At 63.5% G+C, this 21,215-nt stretch carries 22 protein-coding genes; 14 read left to right on the forward strand and 8 right to left on the reverse strand.

From position 1 onward, the window contains the following. Window position 1: 1 nt before the first annotated feature. Together FXB38_RS35280 and FXB38_RS35285 are read left to right on the forward strand one after the other, a co-directional pair. Window positions 2-2,293, forward strand: a complete 2,292-nt coding sequence (locus FXB38_RS35280; protein ID WP_148755558.1) for a xanthine dehydrogenase family protein molybdopterin-binding subunit — start codon at window positions 2-4, stop codon at window positions 2,291-2,293. 60 nt (window positions 2,294-2,353) lie between these two features. Further along, window positions 2,354-2,818, forward strand: a complete 465-nt coding sequence (locus FXB38_RS35285) for an FKBP-type peptidyl-prolyl cis-trans isomerase (protein ID WP_148755559.1) — start codon at window positions 2,354-2,356, stop codon at window positions 2,816-2,818. Between the two features lie 84 nt (window positions 2,819-2,902). Here the strand turns inward: FXB38_RS35285 and FXB38_RS35290 are convergent, their stop codons facing one another. Then, window positions 2,903-3,121 (reverse strand): CsbD family protein, encoded by a 219-nt coding sequence (locus FXB38_RS35290; RefSeq protein WP_148755560.1) that lies wholly within the window; start codon window positions 3,119-3,121, stop codon window positions 2,903-2,905. A gap of 127 nt (window positions 3,122-3,248) precedes the next feature. On the opposite strand from FXB38_RS35290, the gene FXB38_RS35295 reads away from it, so the two are divergent. From FXB38_RS35295 to FXB38_RS35305, 3 genes are all read left to right on the forward strand, one after another. After that, window positions 3,249-3,761 carry a cupin domain-containing protein gene (locus tag FXB38_RS35295; RefSeq protein WP_148755561.1) on the forward strand — a complete coding sequence of 171 codons (513 nt, stop codon included), beginning with the start codon at window positions 3,249-3,251 and terminating at the stop codon, window positions 3,759-3,761. 131 nt (window positions 3,762-3,892) lie between these two features. Beyond that, entirely contained in the window at window positions 3,893-4,321 is a 429-nt protein-coding gene (locus FXB38_RS35300; protein ID WP_148755562.1) for a VOC family protein, read from the forward strand. 27 nt (window positions 4,322-4,348) lie between these two features. After that, complete coding sequence (locus tag FXB38_RS35305; protein ID WP_148755563.1) at window positions 4,349-4,837, forward strand: VOC family protein; 489 nt, start codon at window positions 4,349-4,351, stop codon at window positions 4,835-4,837. A gap of 126 nt (window positions 4,838-4,963) precedes the next feature. Here the strand turns inward: FXB38_RS35305 and FXB38_RS35310 are convergent, their stop codons facing one another. After that, window positions 4,964-6,121, reverse strand: coding sequence for a hypothetical protein (locus FXB38_RS35310; RefSeq protein ID WP_187435362.1), 1,158 nt, complete (start codon window positions 6,119-6,121; stop codon window positions 4,964-4,966). Further along, window positions 6,121-6,822, reverse strand: coding sequence for a FecR family protein (locus FXB38_RS35320; RefSeq protein ID WP_187435363.1), 702 nt, complete (start codon window positions 6,820-6,822; stop codon window positions 6,121-6,123). The genes FXB38_RS35310 and FXB38_RS35320 overlap by 1 nt, the downstream gene beginning before the upstream one ends. A 218-nt stretch (window positions 6,823-7,040) precedes the next feature. Here FXB38_RS35320 and FXB38_RS35325 point away from each other — a divergent pair, with 218 nt between their 5' ends. Beyond that, a complete protein-coding gene (locus FXB38_RS35325; RefSeq protein ID WP_246230374.1) occupies window positions 7,041-8,288 on the forward strand; it encodes a phospholipid carrier-dependent glycosyltransferase in 1,248 nt (415 codons plus the stop codon). 65 nt (window positions 8,289-8,353) lie between these two features. Here FXB38_RS35325 and FXB38_RS35330 read toward each other — a convergent pair whose 3' ends face one another. Continuing rightward, on the reverse strand, window positions 8,354-8,995 hold the full coding sequence (locus FXB38_RS35330) for an OmpA family protein (RefSeq protein WP_148755567.1): 642 nt from the start codon (window positions 8,993-8,995) through the stop codon (window positions 8,354-8,356). 324 nt (window positions 8,996-9,319) lie between these two features. Here FXB38_RS35330 and FXB38_RS35335 point away from each other — a divergent pair, with 324 nt between their 5' ends. The 3 genes from FXB38_RS35335 to FXB38_RS35345 all read left to right on the forward strand — a co-directional run bounded on the left by FXB38_RS35335 (window position 9,320) and on the right by FXB38_RS35345 (window position 11,211). Next, window positions 9,320-9,565, forward strand: coding sequence for a hypothetical protein (locus FXB38_RS35335; RefSeq protein WP_148755568.1), 246 nt, complete (start codon window positions 9,320-9,322; stop codon window positions 9,563-9,565). 121 nt (window positions 9,566-9,686) lie between these two features. Next, window positions 9,687-9,941 carry a hypothetical protein gene (locus tag FXB38_RS35340; RefSeq protein WP_148755569.1) on the forward strand — a complete coding sequence of 85 codons (255 nt, stop codon included), beginning with the start codon at window positions 9,687-9,689 and terminating at the stop codon, window positions 9,939-9,941. A gap of 109 nt (window positions 9,942-10,050) precedes the next feature. Next, window positions 10,051-11,211 carry a winged helix-turn-helix domain-containing protein gene (locus tag FXB38_RS35345; protein WP_148755570.1) on the forward strand — a complete coding sequence of 387 codons (1,161 nt, stop codon included), beginning with the start codon at window positions 10,051-10,053 and terminating at the stop codon, window positions 11,209-11,211. Window positions 11,212-11,228: 17 nt separating this feature from the next. On the opposite strand, the gene FXB38_RS35350 is transcribed toward FXB38_RS35345, so the two are convergent. Further along, the gene (locus FXB38_RS35350) at window positions 11,229-12,170 is read right to left on the reverse strand and encodes an NAD(P)-dependent oxidoreductase (protein ID WP_148755571.1); all 942 of its coding nucleotides are present in this window, start codon (window positions 12,168-12,170) and stop codon (window positions 11,229-11,231) included. Window positions 12,171-12,372: 202 nt separating this feature from the next. On the opposite strand from FXB38_RS35350, the gene FXB38_RS35355 reads away from it, so the two are divergent. Then, the gene (locus FXB38_RS35355; protein ID WP_187435364.1) at window positions 12,373-13,407 is read left to right on the forward strand and encodes a LacI family DNA-binding transcriptional regulator; all 1,035 of its coding nucleotides are present in this window, start codon (window positions 12,373-12,375) and stop codon (window positions 13,405-13,407) included. On the opposite strand, the gene FXB38_RS35360 is transcribed toward FXB38_RS35355, so the two are convergent. Continuing rightward, complete coding sequence (locus FXB38_RS35360) at window positions 13,373-13,858, reverse strand: ribosomal maturation YjgA family protein (protein ID WP_187435365.1); 486 nt, start codon at window positions 13,856-13,858, stop codon at window positions 13,373-13,375. The two genes, FXB38_RS35355 and FXB38_RS35360, sit on opposite strands and share 35 nt — an antisense overlap. Window positions 13,859-13,934: 76 nt before the next feature. Here FXB38_RS35360 and FXB38_RS35365 point away from each other — a divergent pair, with 76 nt between their 5' ends. Continuing rightward, a complete protein-coding gene (locus tag FXB38_RS35365; RefSeq protein ID WP_148755573.1) occupies window positions 13,935-15,275 on the forward strand; it encodes an MFS transporter in 1,341 nt (446 codons plus the stop codon). A 56-nt stretch (window positions 15,276-15,331) separates the two neighbouring features. On the opposite strand, the gene FXB38_RS35370 is transcribed toward FXB38_RS35365, so the two are convergent. Together FXB38_RS35370 and FXB38_RS35375 are read right to left on the reverse strand one after the other, a co-directional pair. Next, window positions 15,332-15,685, reverse strand: a complete 354-nt coding sequence (locus FXB38_RS35370) for a type II toxin-antitoxin system PemK/MazF family toxin (RefSeq protein WP_148755574.1) — start codon at window positions 15,683-15,685, stop codon at window positions 15,332-15,334. Further along, a complete protein-coding gene (locus tag FXB38_RS35375; protein ID WP_347340256.1) occupies window positions 15,682-15,966 on the reverse strand; it encodes an antitoxin MazE family protein in 285 nt (94 codons plus the stop codon). The genes FXB38_RS35370 and FXB38_RS35375 overlap by 4 nt, the downstream gene beginning before the upstream one ends. A gap of 110 nt (window positions 15,967-16,076) precedes the next feature. Between FXB38_RS35375 and FXB38_RS35380 the strand changes: the two genes are divergently transcribed. The 3 genes from FXB38_RS35380 to FXB38_RS35390 all read left to right on the forward strand — a co-directional run bounded on the left by FXB38_RS35380 (window position 16,077) and on the right by FXB38_RS35390 (window position 21,132). Then, entirely contained in the window at window positions 16,077-17,183 is a 1,107-nt protein-coding gene (locus tag FXB38_RS35380; RefSeq protein WP_148755575.1) for an efflux RND transporter periplasmic adaptor subunit, read from the forward strand. Window positions 17,184-17,361: 178 nt separating this feature from the next. Then, window positions 17,362-20,499 carry an efflux RND transporter permease subunit gene (locus FXB38_RS35385; protein WP_148755576.1) on the forward strand — a complete coding sequence of 1,046 codons (3,138 nt, stop codon included), beginning with the start codon at window positions 17,362-17,364 and terminating at the stop codon, window positions 20,497-20,499. Between the two features lie 33 nt (window positions 20,500-20,532). Then, a complete protein-coding gene (locus tag FXB38_RS35390; protein WP_148755577.1) occupies window positions 20,533-21,132 on the forward strand; it encodes a TetR/AcrR family transcriptional regulator in 600 nt (199 codons plus the stop codon). Window positions 21,133-21,215: the final 83 nt, after the last annotated feature.

Raw genomic sequence — 21,215 nt, forward strand, 5'->3', positions numbered from 1 at the left:
CATGACTGCTGCTGCTCCCGAGCCCAAGGCGACCATGGGCCAGCCCGTGCCGCGCTATGATGCAACGGCAAAAGTCACGGGGCGGGCGACCTACGGGTCCGATATGCCGCTGGACAATCCTGCCTATGCGTTCCTGGTCACCAGCGCGATTGCCAGGGGCCGCATCAACAGCTTTGATCTCGGCGATGCCAAGCGTGTCCGCGGCGTGATCGACATTGTCACGCACGAGAATGCGCCGAAGCTGAAGGAGTCAAAGCTCTTCAGCAATGGCGGCTATGCCGGGACCACGATCCAGCCGTTGAAATCGGCCGACATTGCGCATGACGGCGAGATCATCGCTGTGGTCGTTGCAGAGAGCTACGAGGCTGCGCGCGAGGCCGCCAATCGCGTCAAGGTCAGCTACTCGGCGGCCACCCCGAGCGCGAGCTTCGACTCGCCGGGAACCACGAAAGCTGCCGCGAAAGGCCAGAACGCGCAATTCAGGGAAGATCCGCAGGTCGGCGATTTCGCCAAGGCGTTTGAGGAGGCCGAGGTGAAGCTCACCGCTTCCTACGACACGCCGACCCAGCATCACAACCCGATGGAGCTATTCTCGACGAGCTGCGCCTGGATGGGCGACGACCTCGTCATCTATGAGCCGAGCCAATATGTCTACGGCTTGAAGAACGGCGTCGCCGAGCAGCTCAGCATCGATGCTGACAAGGTGAGGGTGGTCAATCCCTATGTCGGCGGCGGTTTTGGCTCGCGCGGCTCAATGACGCCGCGCACCGCGATCATCGCCGGCATCGCCAAGGGGCTGAACCGGCCGGTCAAGCTGGTCCCGACCCGCGACCAGGGTTTTACCATCGCAACTTATCGCGCCGAGACCCGCCACGAGATCAAGCTCGGCGCCAGCCGCGACGGCAAGCTGGTTGCGCTCAGGCACGAGGGCGCAGAAGTATCCTCGCGCGCTGACGCCTATTGCGTCGGTGGCACCAAGACCACGACGCGGCTCTATGCCTGCCCGAACGTCGACAGCCTCGTGTCGATCGTGCGTGCGGATCGAAACACGCCAGGCTTCATGCGCTCGCCGCCGGAGGTGCCGTATCTGTTCGCGCTGGAGAGCGCGATGGACGAGCTCGCGGTCAAGCTCAACATGGATCCGGTCGAGCTCCGCCGCGTCAACGACACCACCAATGAGCCGATCGGCGGCAAGCCCTATACCTCGCGATCGCTGATGGCGTGCTTCGACGCGGCGGCCAAAGCCTTTGGCTGGTCGCAGCGCTCGGCCGCACCCAGATCGATGTCGGATGGCGACTGGCTGGTCGGCTATGGCTGTGCCTCCACTTGCTATCCGACGCAGATGGGGCCGTCGGCGGCACGCGTGCGCCTCCAGCGCGACGGCCGTACCCGGGTCGAGATCGCCGGCCACGAGATCGGCACCGGCGCCTACACCATCATTGCCCAGACCGCGGCTGATCGGCTCGGCGTGCCCTTGGAGAAGGTCTCGGTCTTTATCGGCGACAGCGATCTGCCGCCGGCGCCGGTCGCGGGCGGCTCGAACTCGACCGCGAGCGCCTGCTCGGCGGTGATGATGGTGTGTGACCAGGTCCGCCAGAAATTGTTCAAGGCGGTGATGCCGAACGAGAGTCTCACGGACAAGGCCAAGGAAACGGTCGGCATCGGCCAGACGCCGACGACGCAGGCGGCGAAGAGTGACCGGCCGCTTGATCTGGAGAAGGCATTCGACGCGCTCGGTGCCAGCGTGGTCGAAGAATATGGCGAGTGGAAGCCGGACGGCGCGCCGCTGGATTCCTTCAAGGCAATGCATAGCGGCCACGTGCGCCTCGTCGGTGGTGCCGCCTTGAAGGACAAGATCGCCTACGCTTTCGGTGCGGAGTTCGTCGAGGTCAGGATCAACCGCCTCACACACGAGATCCGCGCGCCACGGCTGGTCGGTGCGTTCGCAGCAGGCCGCATCATGAATCCGCGGACAGCGCGCAGCCAGCTGATGGGCGGCCTGATCTGGGGCATGTCCTCGGCGCTGCTGGAAGCCACGGAGATCGACGAGCGCACCGCGCGCTACGTCAACGACAATTTTGCCGACTATCTTGTCCCCGTGAATGCGGATGTGCCCGGGGTCGAGGTGATCCTGCTCTCCGAGCAGGACGATCACATCAATCCGGCCGGCGCGAAAGGGCTCGGCGAGCTCGCCAATGTCGGCACCAATGCAGCGATCTGCAACGCGATCTATCACGCCACCGGCCAGCGCATCCGCAAGCTGCCGGTGCGGCTGGAAAATATCGAGGCCTGAGGGGTGGAAACCGCATGCTCGTTGCGCTAGACACCTCCCGCCTCAAACGGAAGGTGTTCTATGCAGCGTTTCCAGCGCATGCTCCTCGCCATCATGTCGGCCCTCGCGATCACTGTGATCGCCAGCGTGTCGACATTCGTCCCCACCACGGCATCGGCCCAGACCGCAGGAAAACCCATGACCACAGCTTCAGGCTTGCAGACTATCGACAGCGTCGCCGGCACCGGCGCTTCGCCGAAGCCCGGCCAGATTTGCGTGATGCACTACACCGGCTGGCTCTATGAGAACGGCCAGAAGGGCAAGAAATTCGACTCCTCGGTCGATCGCAACGAACCATTCGAATTTCCCATCGGCAAGGGCCGCGTCATCGCCGGCTGGGACGAGGGCGTTGCCACGATGAAGGTCGGCGGCAAGCGCACGCTGATCATCCCGCCGCAGCTCGGTTACGGCGCGCGCGGCGCCGGCGGCGTGATCCCGCCAAACGCGACCTTGATGTTCGATGTGGAATTGCTCGCGGTGAAGTGAAGACTTTCGCCGTCAGTGCGGATGGATAAAAAAAGACCAGCCTCGCGGCCGGTCTTTTTGCTTTCAGTCTCGATCGTGCGCGCGTTACTCCGCCGCGCGGCGTGCCGCCGCAGCGGCGCGATCGATCGCTTCCTTCGCGGCGTCCTTGGCATCGCCCGTGGCCTTCTGGCCCTTGCCCTTCACCTCCTGGACCGCGCCTTCGCCCTGCAGGTGTTCGGAACCGGTGGCTTCGCCGATGTCCTGCTTGGCCTTGCCGATCGCTTCGTTGGCGGCGCCCTTGATCTTGTCGCTCGTGCTACCCATGAAACTCTCCTTCCGGTTTTCTTGCCGGGACAACAGCTGACGCGCGCGAGGGTTCCTATTTTGGTATGGCTTGATGTCGCGGCTTTGGTTAGCTTGCCCCGCACGGAACCAACAGAAAGCAAGATCAATGACCGGCCATGACCACTCGCATTCCCAACATGCACACGATCATGACGATCGCTGGAAACATGACGGCGTGCGTGTCATTCCCGGCAATCAGCTCGATACCAACGTGCCGTCGACGGCAGGCATGGACCGTGCGGCCGCGATCAATTTCGCCCGCGTCGGCGCACAGAAATTGTGGGCGGGCACGGTCAGCATCAAGCCGGATGCGAAGACCGGCGCGCATCATCACGGTCATCTCGAAAGCGTCATCTACGTGGTGAAGGGCAAGGCGCGGATGCGCTGGGGCGAGAGCCTGCAATTCACCGCCGAGGCCGGTCCCGGCGATTTCATTTTCGTGCCGCCCTACGTGCCGCACCAGGAGATCAATGCCAGCCGCGACGAGGTGCTGGAATGCGTGCTGGTGCGCAGCGACGGCGAGGCGGTTGCGATCAATCTCGACATCGAGCCGGTCGAGAAGCCCGAGACCGTGCTGTGGATCGATCCGGTGCACCGGGATCCGAACGAGAAGAAGTAAGGCCGAAGACTGCGCCGGGTTCGGTGGGACAGAATCCCGCAGCCGGCGGCCGGGAAAATATCTCGGAAGCCGTGTCGGATGGCGGTCCAGCCATCCGTCCTTGGGAAGAACCCCGCCCCAAGGAGCTTTCGATGCCCAGGATGATTTTCCTCAATCTGCCGGTGACCAACCTCAAGCGTGCGACCGCCTTTTATGAGGCGATCGGCGCGACCAGGAACCCGCAGTTCAGTGACGACACGGCGAGCTGCATGGTCTTTTCGGAGACCATCTACGCGATGCTGACGACCCATGACAAATTCCGTCAGTTCACGTCCAAGCCGATCGCTGATGCAAAGACCTCGAACCAGGCGCTGTTCTGCCTGTCCGCCGATAGCCGGAATGAGGTCGACGATATCGTCGGCAGGGCCGAGGCTGCGGGCGGAGTGGCCGATCCCAGCCCGAATGACGAATACAGCTTCATGTACGGCCGCAGCTTCGAGGATCCGGATGGTCATATGTGGGGTGTGAACTGGCTGGACATGGCAGCCGTCCCCCCGAAGCCCGCCATGGCGAACGCCTGATCGAAACCCTGAAGAGGAGCATTCGCAATGTCCAAGCTCGTGCCCTGCATGTGGTTCAACGGCGACGCCGAGGAAGCCGCGAAGTTCTACGTCTCGCTGGTGCCGAATTCGGCGATCACGCACGTCCAGCACAATGTTGCGGACAACCCGTCCGGCAAGGAGGGCTCGGTGCTCGTCGTCGAGTTCACGGTGGCCGGCCAGCCACTGGTCGCGCTCAACGGTGGCATGAAGGTGGAATATACCCACGCGCTGTCGCTGATGATCCATTGCGACGATCAGGTCCAGGTCGACAGCGTCTGGAATGCGTTCCTGGCCAACGGCGGCAAGGAGCAGCAGTGCGGCTGGATCTATGACCGCTACGGCGTGTCCTGGCAGGTGGTGCCGAAGGTGATGTTCGACTTCCTGTCGAGCCCCGACAAGTCAGCCGCCGCACGCGCGATGCAGGCCATGATGAAAATGGTGAAACTCGATGTCGAGGCGCTGCGGCGCGCGTTCGAGGGCAAGTCGGCGGCGTGACGTCAACATCGGTGCCGTAGGGTGGTGCAAAGGCGCGACAGCGCCGTGCCCACCATCCGTCTCCGGTTGAGAGAGAAGTGGTGGGCACGCTCCGCTTTGCCCACCCTACGAGACTGGGGCTCGCGGCTAGTAACTAATCCTCAACCCCACGCCGCCGTGGATGGTGTTGCCGACCGGCTGCGGGCCTAGCGTCCCGTTGGCGAAGAGGTCCACGATCCAGCCCTTCTGCACGCGGAAGCCGAGGCGGCCGCCATATTCGAACCAGCCCTGGTTGCCCATCGTCGGCACCACCATGCCGTCGCCGGTCACGGTGGCGACAATGCCGCTATGACTGGCGAACGACTGCACCCAGCCGCCGTTGATGTTGGTCTCGATGTTGCCTGCGAAGAGATGGGTCCACTGGCCGCCGATCTTGATCAGGCTGGTGCGGTCGGTGCCGGTCGCAATGCTGGCGTCGAACGGATTGAACGCGACGGTGTTGTCCGCATAGCCCGATACGCGCTGCCAGAGCTGCCAGACCTCGACGGAGGCCGCGACCTCGTCGCGCGGTGACAACCGGCTCATCCAGCCGGCGCGGCCATAGACCGCGTAATTCGCGGCGTTGGTCGAGCTGGTCACGCTCACCGGGCCGAGGCTGGTGTTGTAGCTGCGGGTGTAGCGCGCCTTCTCCCACGGTGTCAGGATCGTGCCGACGTCGAAGAATGGACGCGACGAGCCCCAATCGGTGAAGTCATAGCGCAGCGCAAAGGCGCCGACCGGTGCGCTGGTGATGTTGTAGCCGCCCTCGCCGTATTGCGTGTAGGCGAGGCCGGCGAGCAGCGACAGATTGGGCGTCAGCTCCTTGCGGCCATGGATGCCGGCCGAGAACGAGCCGGCCGAGCCGAACGCGCTGATGCAGTCGCTGCAATTGACCTGCTCGTTGACGCCGAGCAGCACGTTACCGAGCACGCGGTTGGTGATCATCTGGTTGAAGCGCTGGTTGGCGAGGCCGTTGACCGAGTTGCCGCTGGAATCGGAGCCGGTCGGTGTCGGGCTCGGCGATGGTGACGGGCTTGGCGGCGGAGACGGGCTTGGAGACGGAGACGGGCTCGGGGACGGTGACGGATAGGGGCTCGGCGAGGGCGAGTATGTCGGTGACGGGGAGGGTCCCAGCCCGCCGCACTCTGATTCGCAGCTCGCCTGGGCTGCGGCCGGACCGGCGTCGAGCGCAAACAGCGCAAGCGCAGCGGATGCGCTCAATGCACCAGCCAGGACGAAGCGTCTGAAGCCGAGCTTCCCCACCATCAGCGCCCGCACAGCATGCCATCGTCATGGACGGCGGGCGAGATGGTCGGCGAGGCGTCGGCATACTGGTTGACGGAGCAAAGCCCGGCATTCGCAGCGCAGTTGGCGGCGAAAGTCCAGGGCGGGATGTTGGTCTTGGTGATGCTGGCCTTGCCGCCGGTCGAGGTGATGACCGCGGTATCGCCAGGCTGGGTGAGCTGGATGCATTGGAAGTTCAACGTGCAGACGCTGGCCGCGCCCTCCTGAAGCACGACGACCGAACGGCCGCGCTGCGACAGGATGTCGAGCGTGGTGCCGCGCACCCCGATGGTCGCGAGCGGCGTCGTGATCTTGTAGGCGGTTTTCTCCGAATGTCCGGTGACGAAGCGGAATGCTCCGGTGGTCATGCGGATCGCGACGTCGCGATAGCTGTGCTCGTCGTTGAAGACGGTGCGGTCGAGCTTCAGCGTCGCGCCCGGTCCGAGCGACAGATTGGTGCTGTCGGCCATGACGAAGCGCGCTGCGCTGTCGGCGCCGGTGCGCACGGTCTCGTCGCGCAACATGCTGTCGCCGACGCTGATCGGTGACGTCGTCGCGGCGACGCGCACCACTTCGTTCTGAACCAGGACGGCTTCGCCGACGCGCGTTTGAGCCTGCGCGCAAGGCGCAGCGCACAATGTGGCCGCCAGCAGTGAAGGGAAAAACAGAAAACGAAAATTCATATCATACCCGATCGAAATCCCTGATCGCGCACCCGTGTTGTGGCAGAATTATCGCAAGCGGCGCGGGACGAGCGTAAGCTTAGTGACAGTTGCGGCAGAATGCGTTCAATGGATCGGCTGAGTTATTTTTTATTCGCGGTGACGCAGATTTGCCACGCAAAGTAGCCCTACAGCAGTCGCTTGAAGCACACGCGGTTCCGAATTTGTCGCGAAGCGCAGTGATCGCTGTCGCGATCTTCCTGGCTGCGCATCTCGCGCTGCTGATCGGGCTGGTGACGCCGGAAAAGTTCGTGTTCGACGAGGTGCATTACGTGCCGGCTGCGCGGCAGATGCTGGGCTCCGGGACGTCGCAGCCGGTGCTAAATCCGATGCATCCGCCGCTGGCGAAAGAGCTGATCGCGGGTTCGATCGCAACATTCGGCGACAATGCGTTCGGCTGGCGCTATCCGGCGACGCTGTTCGGCGCGCTCGCGATCGTCGCGGTCTATCTCTGCGGCCTCGCGCTGTTCGGTTCGCAAGGGCCTGCGATCGCAGCAGCGCTGATCGCGGCGTTCAACCAGATGCTCTATGTGCAGGCGCGCATCGCGATGCTCGACATCTTCGCACTCGGCTTCGGTCTGCTCGCCATCGCCGCCTTCATGCACGGCTTTCGACGAGAGCGGCCGCAGGCGCTGTTCGCGCTCGCAGGTAGCTTGTTCGGTCTCGCCGCCGCCTGCAAATGGAGCGGCCTGTTTCCGCTCGGTGTCTGCATCGTCATTGTTGCGGTGATCCGCCTGATGCAGGGCTGGCACGCGCTGTTTGCCGACGCCGAGCCGAGCGACTGGTATCGCCCCGATCTCTGGCCAGAGTTCAGAGCACATCATGCTGCGCTCTGCTTTGCGCTGTTGCCGGCCGTGACCTATCTCGCCGCCTTCGTTCCGCTCTACGGGGTGTCGTTGCCGGATCTGATAGAGGCGCAGCGTCGTATCTTTGCCGACAACACCACCACCTCGATCGCCGGCCATACTTACATGAGCTCGTGGCCGTCGTGGCCGCTGCTCGCGCGTCCCGTGTGGTTCCTGTTCGACAAGACCTCGGACGACAATGTCGCGGCGGTCGTTTTCCTCGGCAATCCTCTGGTCGCATGGCCGGCGCTGCTCGCGCTCGTCGTGGTGTTGCGTGACTTCATCGTTGCGCGTCGCTGGGATGCGTTCCTGATTGCGGCGTTCTATTTCGGCCTCTGGCTCGCCTGGGCGCTGCTGCCGCGCACGCTGGGCTTCATCTATTATTATCTGCCGGCCGCAACCGCGGCTTCGCTCGCGCTGGTCTATGTTCTGCACAGGGAGGGCCTGCCGCGCTGGCTGTTGTGGGCCTATGTCGGCGGCGTCGCGATCGGCTTTGCGGTGATGCTGCCGATCTCGGCCGCCTTCATCGGGACCTCGATGCAGACGTTCAACCGGCTGATGCTGTTCCAGAGCTGGATCTGACAACAGAAAGCCGCCTGCCACTCTCGCGGCAGGCGGCTTGTCGTTTGCTGCAATCACTTCTCAGATCATTTGGACGCGGTCTTGGTGTCCATGTTCACGACCTGGACGCGACGGTTGATCGGGTCGGCGCCGTTGGCGGTGTCCTTCAGCTTGGTCTTGCCATAGCCGACGGTGACAAGATCGTTGCCGCTAAGGCTGTAGTTCTGCACCAAATACTTCTTGATGGTGTCGGCGCGACGCTCGGAGAGGCCCTGATTGTATGCTTCGGTGCCGATCGCGTCGGTATGGCCGGCGACGACGAAGGTCGAGCCCTTCAGCGACGGGTCGGACAGCGCCTTGCCGAGCGCCTGCACCGACGGCACCGAGGTCTTGGCGATGTCGGCCGAGTTGTAGTCGAACTGAATCTCCAGATCGATGTTCGGCTTGGTCGCCGCGAGTTCGGCGATCTGATCTCGCTCGCCCATCGACAGCGAGCGGGTCTGCCGGTTGCGCACGGTGTTCAGGAAGGTCGCTTCCTTGGCCTGCGCCGTCGGATCGGCCTGCGGACCGACGGACAGGCCGCGGGTGATCGGCCTGGGCTTCAACGCATCCAGGATCTGGTTGGTGGAGACGTTGGTGTCGCCGGCGAAAGCCAGGCTCGCCGTCATCGACAGCGCGGCCGTGAGTGTCATCGCCTTCAGTCCAAAAAACTTATTGAAATGGGTCATCTTCGTATCCTCGCTGTGACGCCTGATGCCGATTTGATGCTGCAAGCATAGGGTAGGTTCAAAGGCTTGGATGTGATCCTCGTCACGTTGGGTGGCCAAGGGCCTCCGAGCCCATTTTAGTTGGCGCCCTGCGCAGATCGATCGTCGCAAAGCCGTCGCCGCATGGCCTGCTCGCGAACAAGAAATCGGCCAGATGCGCGCCTAGCAGACACCCTTCGTCAGACATCGCCAGGTGAGGGAGCCGAGTTCCATCCAGTGCCGAGGCCAAGTGACTATCAAGTCTATCGCAGCGGCCCGCCGGATCGGACTGTGTCTCTGAATCCCATGCCCATTTATATTGGCGCCGCGATGATTGCGGTGGCGATCCTGCTCTCGACGCTGATCACGGGGGTGACCTCCCGCTATGTCGGCCTCGAAGCTCCGACCGACGAGAGCATGTGGCTGGTCGATCGGCTCACCGGCAGCGTCTATCGCTGCCAGGCGGAGGGGCGCGGCAGGGCGTCCTGCGAGCCCGATATCGCCACCGGTAGCCTCAGTGACAGGCCCAGGGCGCCGAAGGACGGCCGCTGAGGCCGATTCCCTTCGCATTGCAGCAAGAAAATTATCTTCTCCGCGAAACGTTCTCGCCAGAGAATACGTATTGCGAATGCCGGCATGACGCCGGTTTCGTTTTACTTCAGGAGATATTTCGATGAAGACCTTGCTCACCGCCGCAGCCTTTGTCGCGTTCGCTTTTTCAGTTTCGCCCGCATCCGCCGCGATGATGGCGTGCACCAGCGATAACATGATGAAATCGACGGCCATGATGACCGGCCCGGCCGACACGCCCGCCAAGACGGCCGCGAACAAGGAAATGGCCATGGTCAACACCGACATGAGCATGGGCAAGATGAAGGGCGCCTGCATGCACTACATGAAGGCGCAGAAGGCGATGATGATGAAGTAGGCCTCGGCCCGCACCATCCAGCCGCGCTGTCAGCAGATGGCAGCGCGGCTTTTTCTTTGGCAGCCTGCTTCTTTCTCCCGGCGCGAATCTCGCTACATTGCCTTTCGCAATGTCCCGCGCACCAAAATCCCTTCCGCTCCCGACGACACAGGCCCGGCAGATCTGGCTGCGCGCCCAGCGGCTCGACACGCGCGCGCCGTTCGGGGAAGGCGCGCAGGCCGTGGCTGATGCGGTCTCCCATCTCGGCTATGTGCAGATCGACACCATCAACGTGATCGAGCGCTGCCATCACCACATCCTGTTCAACCGTATCCCGTTCTACAGCCGCGCCGACCTGCGCCATGCCCAGAGCGTCGACAGGAGCGTGTTCGAATACTGGACCCATGCGCTGTCCTATGTGCCGTCGAACGATTTTCGCTTCTTCCTGCCGGCGATGCGCGAGCACAAGCGCGAGGGGCACAGATGGTATGCCTCGGTGACGCCGGGCGACACGCGCAAGGTGATGCGGCTGTTGCGGGCCGGCCCGCTGACGATCCGCGACATCGAGGACGACGTGCTCACCGAGAAGGAGCATCTGTGGCAGAGCCGAAAACCCTCGAAGCGCGCGCTCCAGCTTGCCTTCTACACCGGCGTCGCGACCATCAGCGCGCGCCAGGGCATGCTCAAGACCTATGATCTGATGACGCGGCATTTCGGCTGGGACAAGCTGCCGAAGCCGGCCTCGGCCAAGGAGATCACGGCCTATCTGCTCGACCGCGCGTTACGCTCGCAAGGTGTCGTCAGCCTCGATTCGGTCTGCCATCTCGATGCGCCGAGCAAGAAGGCGGTGGCAAGCCTGATCGCCGCGCGCGTTCGCCGCGGCGAACTCATGCCGGTCGCGATCGAGGGCGCCGGCAAGCAGGAGCATTGGGCGCAGCCGTCCGCGCTGGAGCCGCATGAGGTGTCGCCGGATCTTGTCCACATCCTGTCGCCGTTCGATCCGCTGATCATCCAGCGCAAGCGCACCAATCTCATCTTCGGCTACAACCATCTGTTCGAGGCCTATGTGCCGAAGGCCAAGCGCAAGCTCGGCTATTTCGCGCTGCCCGTGCTGGTCGGCGACGAGATCGTCGCCGCGCTCGACCTCAAGACGGACCGGCAGGCCAAGAAGCTCTTGATGCAGAAATGGACCTGGCTCGGGCAGGCCAAGAAGATGGCGGGGCGCAAGGAGCTCAAGCAGAAGATCGAGGATGAGCTTGATCGCTTCGAGCGGTTTCAGCTCGCGGAGTAAAAAGTCAGGCCCGCACTTTACGGCCCCTTCTTGAGCTCGCCGCGCGAGCCTCGTGGTTCGCCTCCATGGACGGACACCACATGCGCATAACGGTCCAGCACGTCGTCGGCCGAATAGCCCGGGCGTCGCGCAAATTCCTGCCGCAAGCCCAGCCGCGCAGAGACCTTCAATCGTTCCGCCGTTGCGGTCGTCATCAGGGGGTCGAAGCCCAATTCCCGCAGGCCCTCCACCACGCCTTCCATTTCCACGGCGCGGCGCTCGGCATGCAGCACGTCGGAGCGGACGCACATGTCCAGGAACTTGCTGAACGTGGTGGCATCCATCGACGCGCAAAGCCCGCGCATGGTTTCCTCGCGCACGCCGGCGAGCGTTGCGGCGGTCAGGGCCTCGACCAGCAGCGCTTCCATGCCCTTCGTCACCACGCTCCGCAGCATCTTCACGGCCGCTGCTGTTCCAGCTTGTGGACCCGCCACCTCGATGCGAAAACCGAGTGGCTTGAAAATGTCTGAGAAGCGCTCGGCGCCGCTGCCGGACGCATAGAGCGGGACCGCGGCGCCATAGAGGTCGACCGAACCCATCAGATTCGTGTCCGCGAACACGCCGCCGCGCGCCTCGACGGCTTCGGCGACACGCCTTTTCGTTCGCGGGCTCGCGGCATTGATGTCCGCCACGAGACAGCCGGGACGTACGATTCTGGATATTGCCTCGCCGGTCTCGGCTGCAACCGCAACGACGACCGCGGAAAAGATCACGTCCGCGTCCGACAAATCGTCAAGTCGCTCGACCAGCGTGACGCCGCAACCGGCCGCCATCGCGCGAAAGGCCTGCGAGTAGGGCGGTGCATTCGTCTTGCCCTGACAGAACGCGACCATCGGCGCATCGGTCTGCGCCGCGAGATGCTTGGCAAAGCATTGTGCGGCCTCGCCAAATCCAACAAAGGCGACCTTGGGCTGAGGCATGGCTCTTCTCCGGAATCGTCCGATCGAGAGGATGGGATCTCCTCGTGCGGCTTTCAGCGTTGCCGCCATTGTGCCAAGTCCGGCGCCAGAGTCAATGAACCGGTTCATAAGAGACTCGAGGGGCTTTGTGCGAGCGATGGAAACTTCTACAATTTCTGCCAAAATCCTTGTCCCATATGATGAACCGGTTCATATAACCGGCATGTTGTCACAGCCACGCCGTTCGCAAACTGTAAAAGTCAGGGACGTGGCCCGAGAGGCCGGTGTCGCGGTCGGCACTGTATCCCGTGTGCTCAATGATCATCCTACGGTGGCCCGGGAGCTGCGCGAGCGCGTCGAAAGGGCCATGGCGCATCTCGGCTATGAGGTCGATGTCACGGCGCAGAGCATGCGCGCGGGACGCTCGCGGCTCGTGGCCTGCGCGATTCGCGATTTCGACATCCCGCGCTTCGCGTTGTTCATCAAGGAGGCCGAGGCGGTTCTACGCGAGGCCGGATACACCTTGCTTCTGGCGAGCACGACCAACCGCCCCGAGGTCGAAATCGCCTTGCTGCGGGCCTTCCGTAGGCGCCGGGTGGATGGCGTGATGATGACGCTGAGCGACGAGGAGCACCGCGACGTGCGCGAAGCGCTGTCGGAGGCGCCGATGCCGGTCATGCTCATCGACCGCGATCGCATCGAGGCGCTCGATCGCGTCACGGCCGATCATCGCCAGGGCGCGCGGCTTGCGACGAGCCATCTGCTCGGCCTTGGGCATCGGCGGATTGCCATGCTCGTCGGCGACATAAAGGCCTTTCCGTCGCGAAGCCGCCTGGAGGGATTTCGCGCGGCGTGTTCGACGGCGGGCATCACGCCGGACCCGAGATTGTTGCGAGACAACGTGCTCTCGAGCGAAGACGCCTATCGGGCGACGGCGTCGCTCATGAGTCTCGCGAATCCCCCGACGGCGCTCTTCGTCGCGGCGATGGACATGCTCGGCGGCTGCCTGAGGGCCCTGCGGACGATGAGCATTGCCGTCGGTGACGGGATTTCGGTGGTGGCTGGCAGCGACTCCGACCTGGCCGAATTGCACACGCCGCCTATCACGGCGATCGAGTGGGATCTTGCGGCCATGGGCCGCCACGCTGCGACTATGCTGCTGGAGCGGATGCGCGGCGACGAGATTGAATGTGGCCGTGCTCTCACCGTGCCGACGGAGCTGATCATTCGCGGGTCGAGCCGGCCTGTTGCGAATTGAGTTTGCGACATCGAGGCAGGATCCGATCTTGGGCGAAGCTCGCGACACGGCTGTCGAGCCAGACGCCGGCCACGATTCCGATGAGGTAGGCGACCAAATTCCACAGCGAAAAGATTCGGCCCAACAGCAACGCACCCGCTGTGGTCAGCCGGAACGCATCGAGCCAGGGCGTATGCACCAGCCGCGAAAGCTCGACAACGATCGCAATCACCATCGCGATGGCCGCAAGCTGGCTCCGCGACAGCCGTGGTGCCAAAACTCCGACCAGCAAGAACACCATCGTCGCCCATAGCAGCGAGCCGCCGTACTTCACCACGAAGGCGGGGAGGCCGAGCGGGAAGCCGTACCAGCGTAGGGACAGCCCGCAGGCGATCACGATCAAAGCCAGGGCGGTGCGGAGCAGCATGCTCTGTCGCAGCGCAATGGTGTTGACCGGCTGCGCTCCGTGCATGGCTTCCATTGACTCTTTGCCCGTGATGCTGAAAACCGCCTTTTAGCTCACAAAAGCAACAAATCGGGGGGAAGCCATGAGCCAGGCCACAATTTATACCGGTTCCGCGGGGGCCGAGAATACAACCAAGTCGGACATCGAGACTTCGACCATCCGCGCCATCTCCTGGCGCCTGATCCCGTTCCTAGTTCTGGCCTATTTCTTCTCCTATCTCGACCGCGTCAATCTCGGCTTCGCCGCACTGACCATGAACGCCGAGTTGAAGTTCACGCCGCTGATCTTCTCCTGGGGCGCCGGCATCTTCTTCATCGGCTATTTCATCTTCGAGGTGCCGAGCAATCTGGCGCTGGAGAAGTTCGGCGCCAGCCGCTGGATCGCCCGCATCATGGTGACGTGGGGCATCATCTCGGCACTGATGGCGCTGGTGAACGGCGTGACCAGCTTCTACGCCCTGCGCTTCCTGCTCGGCGTCGCGGAAGCCGGCTTCTTCCCCGGCATCATCCTTTATCTCACCTATTGGTACCCGGCCGAATATCGCGGCCGCTTCCTTGCGGCTTTCGCGATCGCCGTGCCGGTCTCGACCGTGATCGGCGCGCCGATCTCGGGCCTGCTGCTCGGGCTCGACGGCGCGATGGGTCTGAAGGGCTGGCAGTGGCTGTTCATTCTCGAGGGCATCCCCTCGGTGCTACTCGGCATCGTCACCTGGTTCTATCTCACTGACAAGCCGGAGAAGGCGGACTGGCTCTCGGCCGAGCAGAAGGCCTGGCTCAAGACCAGACTCGATTCCGAGATCGCTGCCAAGCAGGCGGTGAAGCACCTGTCGCTCGGTGAAGCGCTGTCGTCGCCGAAGGTGATCACGTTGAGCCTGGTCTATTTCGGCTTCGTCGGCGCGCTCTATGGCATGCAGTTCTGGCTGCCGCAGATCGTCAAGGCGTTCGGGCTGAGCAACGCCCAGACCGGCTTCGTCACCGCGATCCCCTATCTGTTCGGGACGGTCGCCATGATCCTGTGGGCACGGCATTCGGACGCCACGCGCGAACGCGTGATGCATGTCGGTGCGCCAATGATCCTGATCGCGGTCGCGCTCGCCATCTCCAGCTACATCTCCGATCCCACCATGACGATGGTGGCGCTGACCTTCGCCGCGATCGGCGTGTTCTGCGTCTTCGGCGTGTTCTGGACCTTGCCGACCTCGTGGCTGTCGGGCACCGCGGCCGCCGGCGCCATCGCGCTGATCAACTCGATCGGCAATCTCGCCGGCTTCGGCGGACCCTATCTGATCGGCTGGGTCAAGGAAGCCACCGGCCAGACCTCGACGGGTCTGCTGGTGCTGGCCGTGCTGCCTCTGCTCGCCGGCATTCTGGTGTTCATCGGCGGCCACGAGACCAAGCACGAGTTCGCCGAACAGGGGCGGTAATTATCTCTCCGACCTAGCTAGCCCGGATTTCGCTGAAGCCAAATCCGGGCTACCGGCTAATCTGCGCCGGCGCCTTTCTGCGAACCGGCCAATCCGAGAAACACCAGCAGGGCGCGGCTGAGACGCAAAATGTCCTCGTCGTCGAGCCGTCCCACAAACTTTCCGATCTTGGACCTTGGCACGGTGGTGATTTTATCCACCATCAGGCGGGAGCGTACCCGTAGACCATTGCGTTCGGTCTGGTCGACCGGCAGGCGGAATAGCGGCGCTTCAGTCTCGTTGGTCGTGAATGCACAGACCGTAACGGAGTTCGCTGTGTCGAAACCGTCATCCTGGACGATGACCACGGGACGCGGTTTTCCCGCATAGTCTTTGCCCCCCGCGAGTGTCCAGATCTCGCCCCGCTTCATTCGTCATTCAAAATGGAGACGGAATCGATGAAAGCCTGATCGTCATATTCCTGAGCGCTCGATGAGACCGCCAGTGACTGGCGATGGGCTTCCGCCTTGAAGGACGCTGAACGCACATCCGGAACCCAGATCTGGATCGGACGGAGCCCCTGCGCGCGCAGCCGCTCTCGATGCTCGCGGACCTTCGCTCGCGATGACCTTGGCTTGGAAGAGGACGGCACGGGTTCCTCCATTCGGTTACATGTAACCATATCAGGATAAGGGAGTTCCGCCAACCGCATGACTCCTTACCACCCCTTAACGATCACGCTTTTCTGATGACTGACGATTATTGACTTTTATCAGTGATTAGTCGACATTCCTCTCATTGCAGACGCAGGAGTGTCCTCCGATGTTCGTTCGGTCCGTTTTGTCCAGCTATTCCAGGCTCTTGGCAGGTGTGTCGCTGGCCCTGATGGCCGCTGCGCTGGCCGGGTGCAATGATACCGTGGCGCAAAAAGCCGAGCCGCCGCGGCCGGTCCTGGTCGCAACCGCCCACTATGATGCCGAGACCCCGGAGCGCAGCTTCGTCGGCACCGTCAGGCCCCGGATCGAGAGCGATCTGGGCTTCCGCGTCGCCGGTAAGGTCGCAAAACGCCTCGTCGAGGTCGGCCAGACGGTCGAAGTCGGCCAGCCGCTCGCCACCCTCGATGAGGTTGACCTGAAACTCCAGGCCGAGCAGGCCGTCGCCGAGCAGACCGCGGCCACCGGCGTGCTGGCGCAGGCTGCCGCGGCCGAGCAGCGCGCCAAGGATCTGAAAGCCAAGGGCTGGACCACGGACGCAGCGATGGATTCGAGCCGCGCCGCCGCCGACGAAGCCCGTGCGCGCCTCGACCGCGCCGTCCGCTCGGTCGAGCTGACCAAGAATTCCCTCTCCTACGCGACGCTCAACGCCGACGCCCGTGGCGTCGTCACCGCAACGCTGATCGAGCCGGGCCAGGTGGTTGCCGCAGGCCAGACCTCGATCCGTGTCGCCCGCTTTGCCGAAAAGGAAGCGGTCGTCGCGATCCCTGAGACGCTGGTCGGACGTGCCAAGTCGGGCGCCGCCAGCGTCACTCTTTGGTCGGAGCCGGACAAGAAGTACACGGCGAAGCTGCGCGAGATCGCCCCCACCGCGGATTCCGCGACGCGCACCTATCTTGCAAAGTTCTCGCTGCCCGAGGCCGACGACAAGGTTTCGCTCGGCATGACCGCGACGCTGACGCTGTCGGACGCTGCTACCGAGCGTGTCGCGCGGCTGCCGCTGTCGGCGCTGTTCAACGAAGGCGGCAAGCCGTCCTTCTTCGTCGTCGACGACAATGGCGCGGTCACGCTGAAGCCGGTGGCGGTGAAGTCCTACGATAGTAACGACGTCGTCATCACCAGCGGTGTCGACGAGGGCGCCAAGATCGTCACGCTCGGCGTGCAGAAGCTCGATCCCGGCCAGAAGGTGCGGGTCGTGTCGTCACTGTCGTTCTAGAGATTACGAGTTACGTCGTGTGAGGTGAGTTTCGGCCTGTGCCCCTACGCAAAGGCTGAAGCGGCGAAGCGATCCAGAACCTGCCCAGCCCCCTGGATTGCTTCGCTGCCTCGCGACGACGCCCTGAACAGAGTGGCTGTCGTTTTTGGCAATTGGATCGTTTTTTCCGGAGAGTGCGATGAAGCGCTTCAATCTTTCGGCCTGGGCCGTCAGCCATCCGACGCTGGTCCTGTTCTTGATGCTCGTGCTCGGCGTCGCCGGCTTCTTCTCCTATCAGAAGCTTGGCCGCGCCGAGGATCCGTTCTTCACGGTGAAGGTGGTCAACGTCTCCGTGATGTGGCCGGGCGCGACCGCGCAGGAGATGCAGGCCCAGGTCGCCGACCCGATCGAGAAGAAGATCCAGGAGCTGCCCTATTTCGAGAAGGTGCAGACCTATTCCAAGCCCGGCTTCACGGCGCTTCAGGTCACCTTCCGCGACTCCACGCCGCCCAAGGACGTGCCGTATCTCTTTTACTTGCTGCGCAAGAAGCTGGTCGACGTGCAGGGCCAGTTGCCCGCAGGCATTCTGGGACCCGTCGTCAATGACGAATTCTCTGACGTCGATTCCATCCTCTACATGATGACCGGCGACGGTGCCGATTACGCCCAGCTCAAGAAGGTCTCCGAAGGTTTTCGTCAGCGCCTGCTCAAGGTGCCCGGCGTGACCAAGGTCGACGTCTACGGCAATCAGGACGAGCGCATCTTCGTCGAATTCTCGCACGCCAAGCTCGCCACCCTCGGCATCACGCCGCAGGCGCTGTTCGATTCGCTCGCCAAGCAGAACAACGTGACGCCGGCCGGTACGGTCGAAACCTCGTCGCAGCGCGTGCCACTGCGCGTCACCGGTGCGCTTGACGGCGCCAAGGCGGTGGCCGAGACCCCGGTCGAGAGCGACGGCCGCGTGTTCCGCCTCGGCGACATCGCCACCGTCACCCACGGCTATGTCGATCCGCCGAGCTTCGTCGTCCGCCAGGAAGGCAAGCCCGCGATCGGTATCGGCGTCGTCACCGCCAAGGGCGCCAACATCCTCGATCTCGGCAAGGAGGTCGAGAAGGCGACCGCGGAATTCATGAAGGCCGTGCCGCAGGGCGTCGACGTCAAGCTCATCGCCGATCAGCCCAAGGTGGTCGAGCACGCCGTCAGCGAGTTCGTGCATTCCTTCATGGAAGCGCTGGTGATCGTGCTGTTCGTGTCGTTCCTCGCGCTCGGCTGGCGCACCGGCATCGTGGTCGCGCTCTCGGTGCCGCTGGTGCTCGGCATCGTCTTCATCGTCATGAACACGATGTCGCTCGACCTGCACCGTATTACGCTCGGTGCGCTGATCATCGCGCTCGGCCTGCTCGTCGACGACGCCATCATCGCGGTCGAGATGATGGTGGTGAAGATGGAGCAGGGCTGGGACCGCATGCGCGCAGCGTCCTTTGCCTGGGAATCAACTGCGTTTCCGATGCTCACGGGAACGCTGGTCACGGCCGCTGGCTTCCTCCCCATCGGCTTTGCCAATTCCGCGGTCGGCGAATATGCCGGCAGCATCTTCTGGATCGTGGCGATCGCGCTGGTCGCCTCCTGGTTCGTAGCCGTGATCTTCACGCCCTATATCGGCGTCATGCTGCTGCCCAACATCAAGGTGCATCACAATCACGATCCGCACGCGGTCTACGAGACCCGCATGTACCGCGGCCTGCGCGCGATCGTGCAATGGTGCGTCAATCACCGCATCACCGTGGTGGTCGCGACCGTCGGCGTGTTCGTCGCCTCGATCGTCGGCTTCGGCCACGTCCAGCAGCAGTTCTTCCCGCTGTCGGAGCGGCCTGAGCTGTTCCTCCAGCTGCGCCTGCCCGAAGGCACCGCCTTCAACGTCACCGAGAAGGCCGTGAAGAAGGCCGAGACGCTGCTCAAGGACGACAAGGATATCGAGACCTATACGTCCTATGTTGGCCAGGGTTCGCCGCGCTTCTGGCTCGGCCTCAATCCGCAACTGCCGAACGAGGCCTTTGCCGAGATCGTCATCGTCGCCAAGGGCGTCGAGGCGCGCGAGCGCGTCAAGGCCAAGATCGAGGGTGCTGTCGCCGACGGCACGCTGACGGAGGCCCGCGTGCGCGTCGACCGTTTCAATTTCGGTCCGCCGGTCGGCTTCCCCGTGCAGTTCCGCGTGATCGGCCCCGACGCCAACAAGGTGCGCGAGATCGCCTACCAGGTCCGCGACGTCATGCGGGAGAACAAGAACGTCAAGGACGTCCAGCTCGACTGGAACGAGCAGTCGCCCTACCTCAAGCTCGTCGTCGATCAGGATCGCGCTCGCGCCATGGGTCTGACCCCGCAGGACGTCTCACAGGCGCTGGCGCTGCTGATTTCGGGCTCGCAGGTGACGACGGTACGCGACGGCATCGAGAAAGTCGGCGTGGTGGCCCGTGCGGTTGGCTCCGAGCGTCTCGATCTCGGCGGCGTCGGCGATCTCACCATCACCTCGCGCAATGGCGTCGCCGTACCGCTGCAGCAGATTGCCAAGATCGAATATGCCCACGAGGAGCCGATCCTGTGGCGGCGCAACCGCGACATGGCGATCACCGTGCGCTCCGACGTCGTCGACGGCGTGCAGGCGCCCGACGTCACCGGCCAGATCGCGCCGAAGCTGCAAGCCATCAAGGACCAGCTCGAGCCGGCCTACCGGATCGAGCCGGGCGGGGCGTTCGAGGAGTCCGCCAAGGGCAATGCCTCGATCTTCATCCTCTTCCCGCTGATGGTCATGGTGATGCTGACGCTGTTGATGATCCAGCTGCAGAGCTTCTCGCGCCTGATCCTGGTGTTTTTGACCGCACCGCTCGGCATCGTCGGCGCCTCATTGGGGCTCAACGTCGCCAACGCGCCGTTCGGCTTCGTGGCGCTGCTCGGCCTGATCGCGCTCGCCGGCATGATCATGCGCAACGCGGTCATCCTGGTGGACCAGATCGAGACCGACGTTTCTCATGGCTTGACTCGCCGAGAGGCGATCGTGGAGGCGACCGTCCGCCGCGCCCGTCCAGTGGTGCTGACGGCGCTCGCCGCCATCCTCGCCATGATCCCGCTGTCGCGCTCGGCATTCTGGGGCCCGATGGCGATCACGATCATGGGCGGCCTGTTCGTCGCGACCTTCCTGACGCTGCTGTATCTGCCGGGCCTCTATGCCCTGTGGTTCAGAAAGAGCCTGGACGAGGCCGGCACCCCCGAGCAGCCTGCCGCGCCGCAGCATGGGAGCGATGACCAGGAAGCAATTCCGCTTGCTGAAGCGGCTGAATAAATGAGAAGACTACCGACAGACGAGTCCTGACAGATGACACTGGTTGCGGAACATATCGAGGGCGACACCCGGGATCGTATTCTCGAGGTGGCTGAGCGGCTGTTCCGCGTGATCGGCTACCAGAAGACCACGGTCGGGGACATCGCCAAAGAGCTCCGGATGAGCCCCGCCAACGTCTATCGCTTCTTCGAATCGAAGAAGGCGATCCACCAGGCGGTGGCGCGGAGCTTGATGGGTGAGGTCGAGCTGGAGGCGCAGCGGATCGTGGCGAGGCCCGGTCCGGTGCTCGAGCGCTTCCGCGAGCTGCTCACCACCATCAACCGCATGAACACCGAGCGCTATGTCGGCGACTCCAAGCTGCATGAGATGGTCGAGATCGCGATGCAGGAGGACTGGGACGTCTGCGTCACCCATATGGAGTGCATTGCCGGGGTCATTGGCCAGATGATCGCCCAAGGCGCCGCCACCGGTGAATTCGAAGTGCCGGACCTGCAACTGGCTTCGTTGTGCGCCTGCACCGCCATGATGCGGTTCTTCCACCCCCAGATGATCGCCCAGTGCGCCACCAAGCCTGGCCCGAGCATCGACCAGATGATCGATTTCGTCATCGCGGGTCTGTCGCCGCGCCACTGACAGGGCGCTGGAATTCCTCCTATAAGTGGATCTGCCGCCCCCGCGAGACGATGGCGGGCAAGGACGGATCAACAATCTCCGTC

Origin of the sequence: Bradyrhizobium cytisi, from assembly GCF_008123515.1 — a bacterium.
Taxonomy (GTDB): Bacteria; Pseudomonadota; Alphaproteobacteria; order Rhizobiales; family Xanthobacteraceae; genus Bradyrhizobium; species Bradyrhizobium cytisi.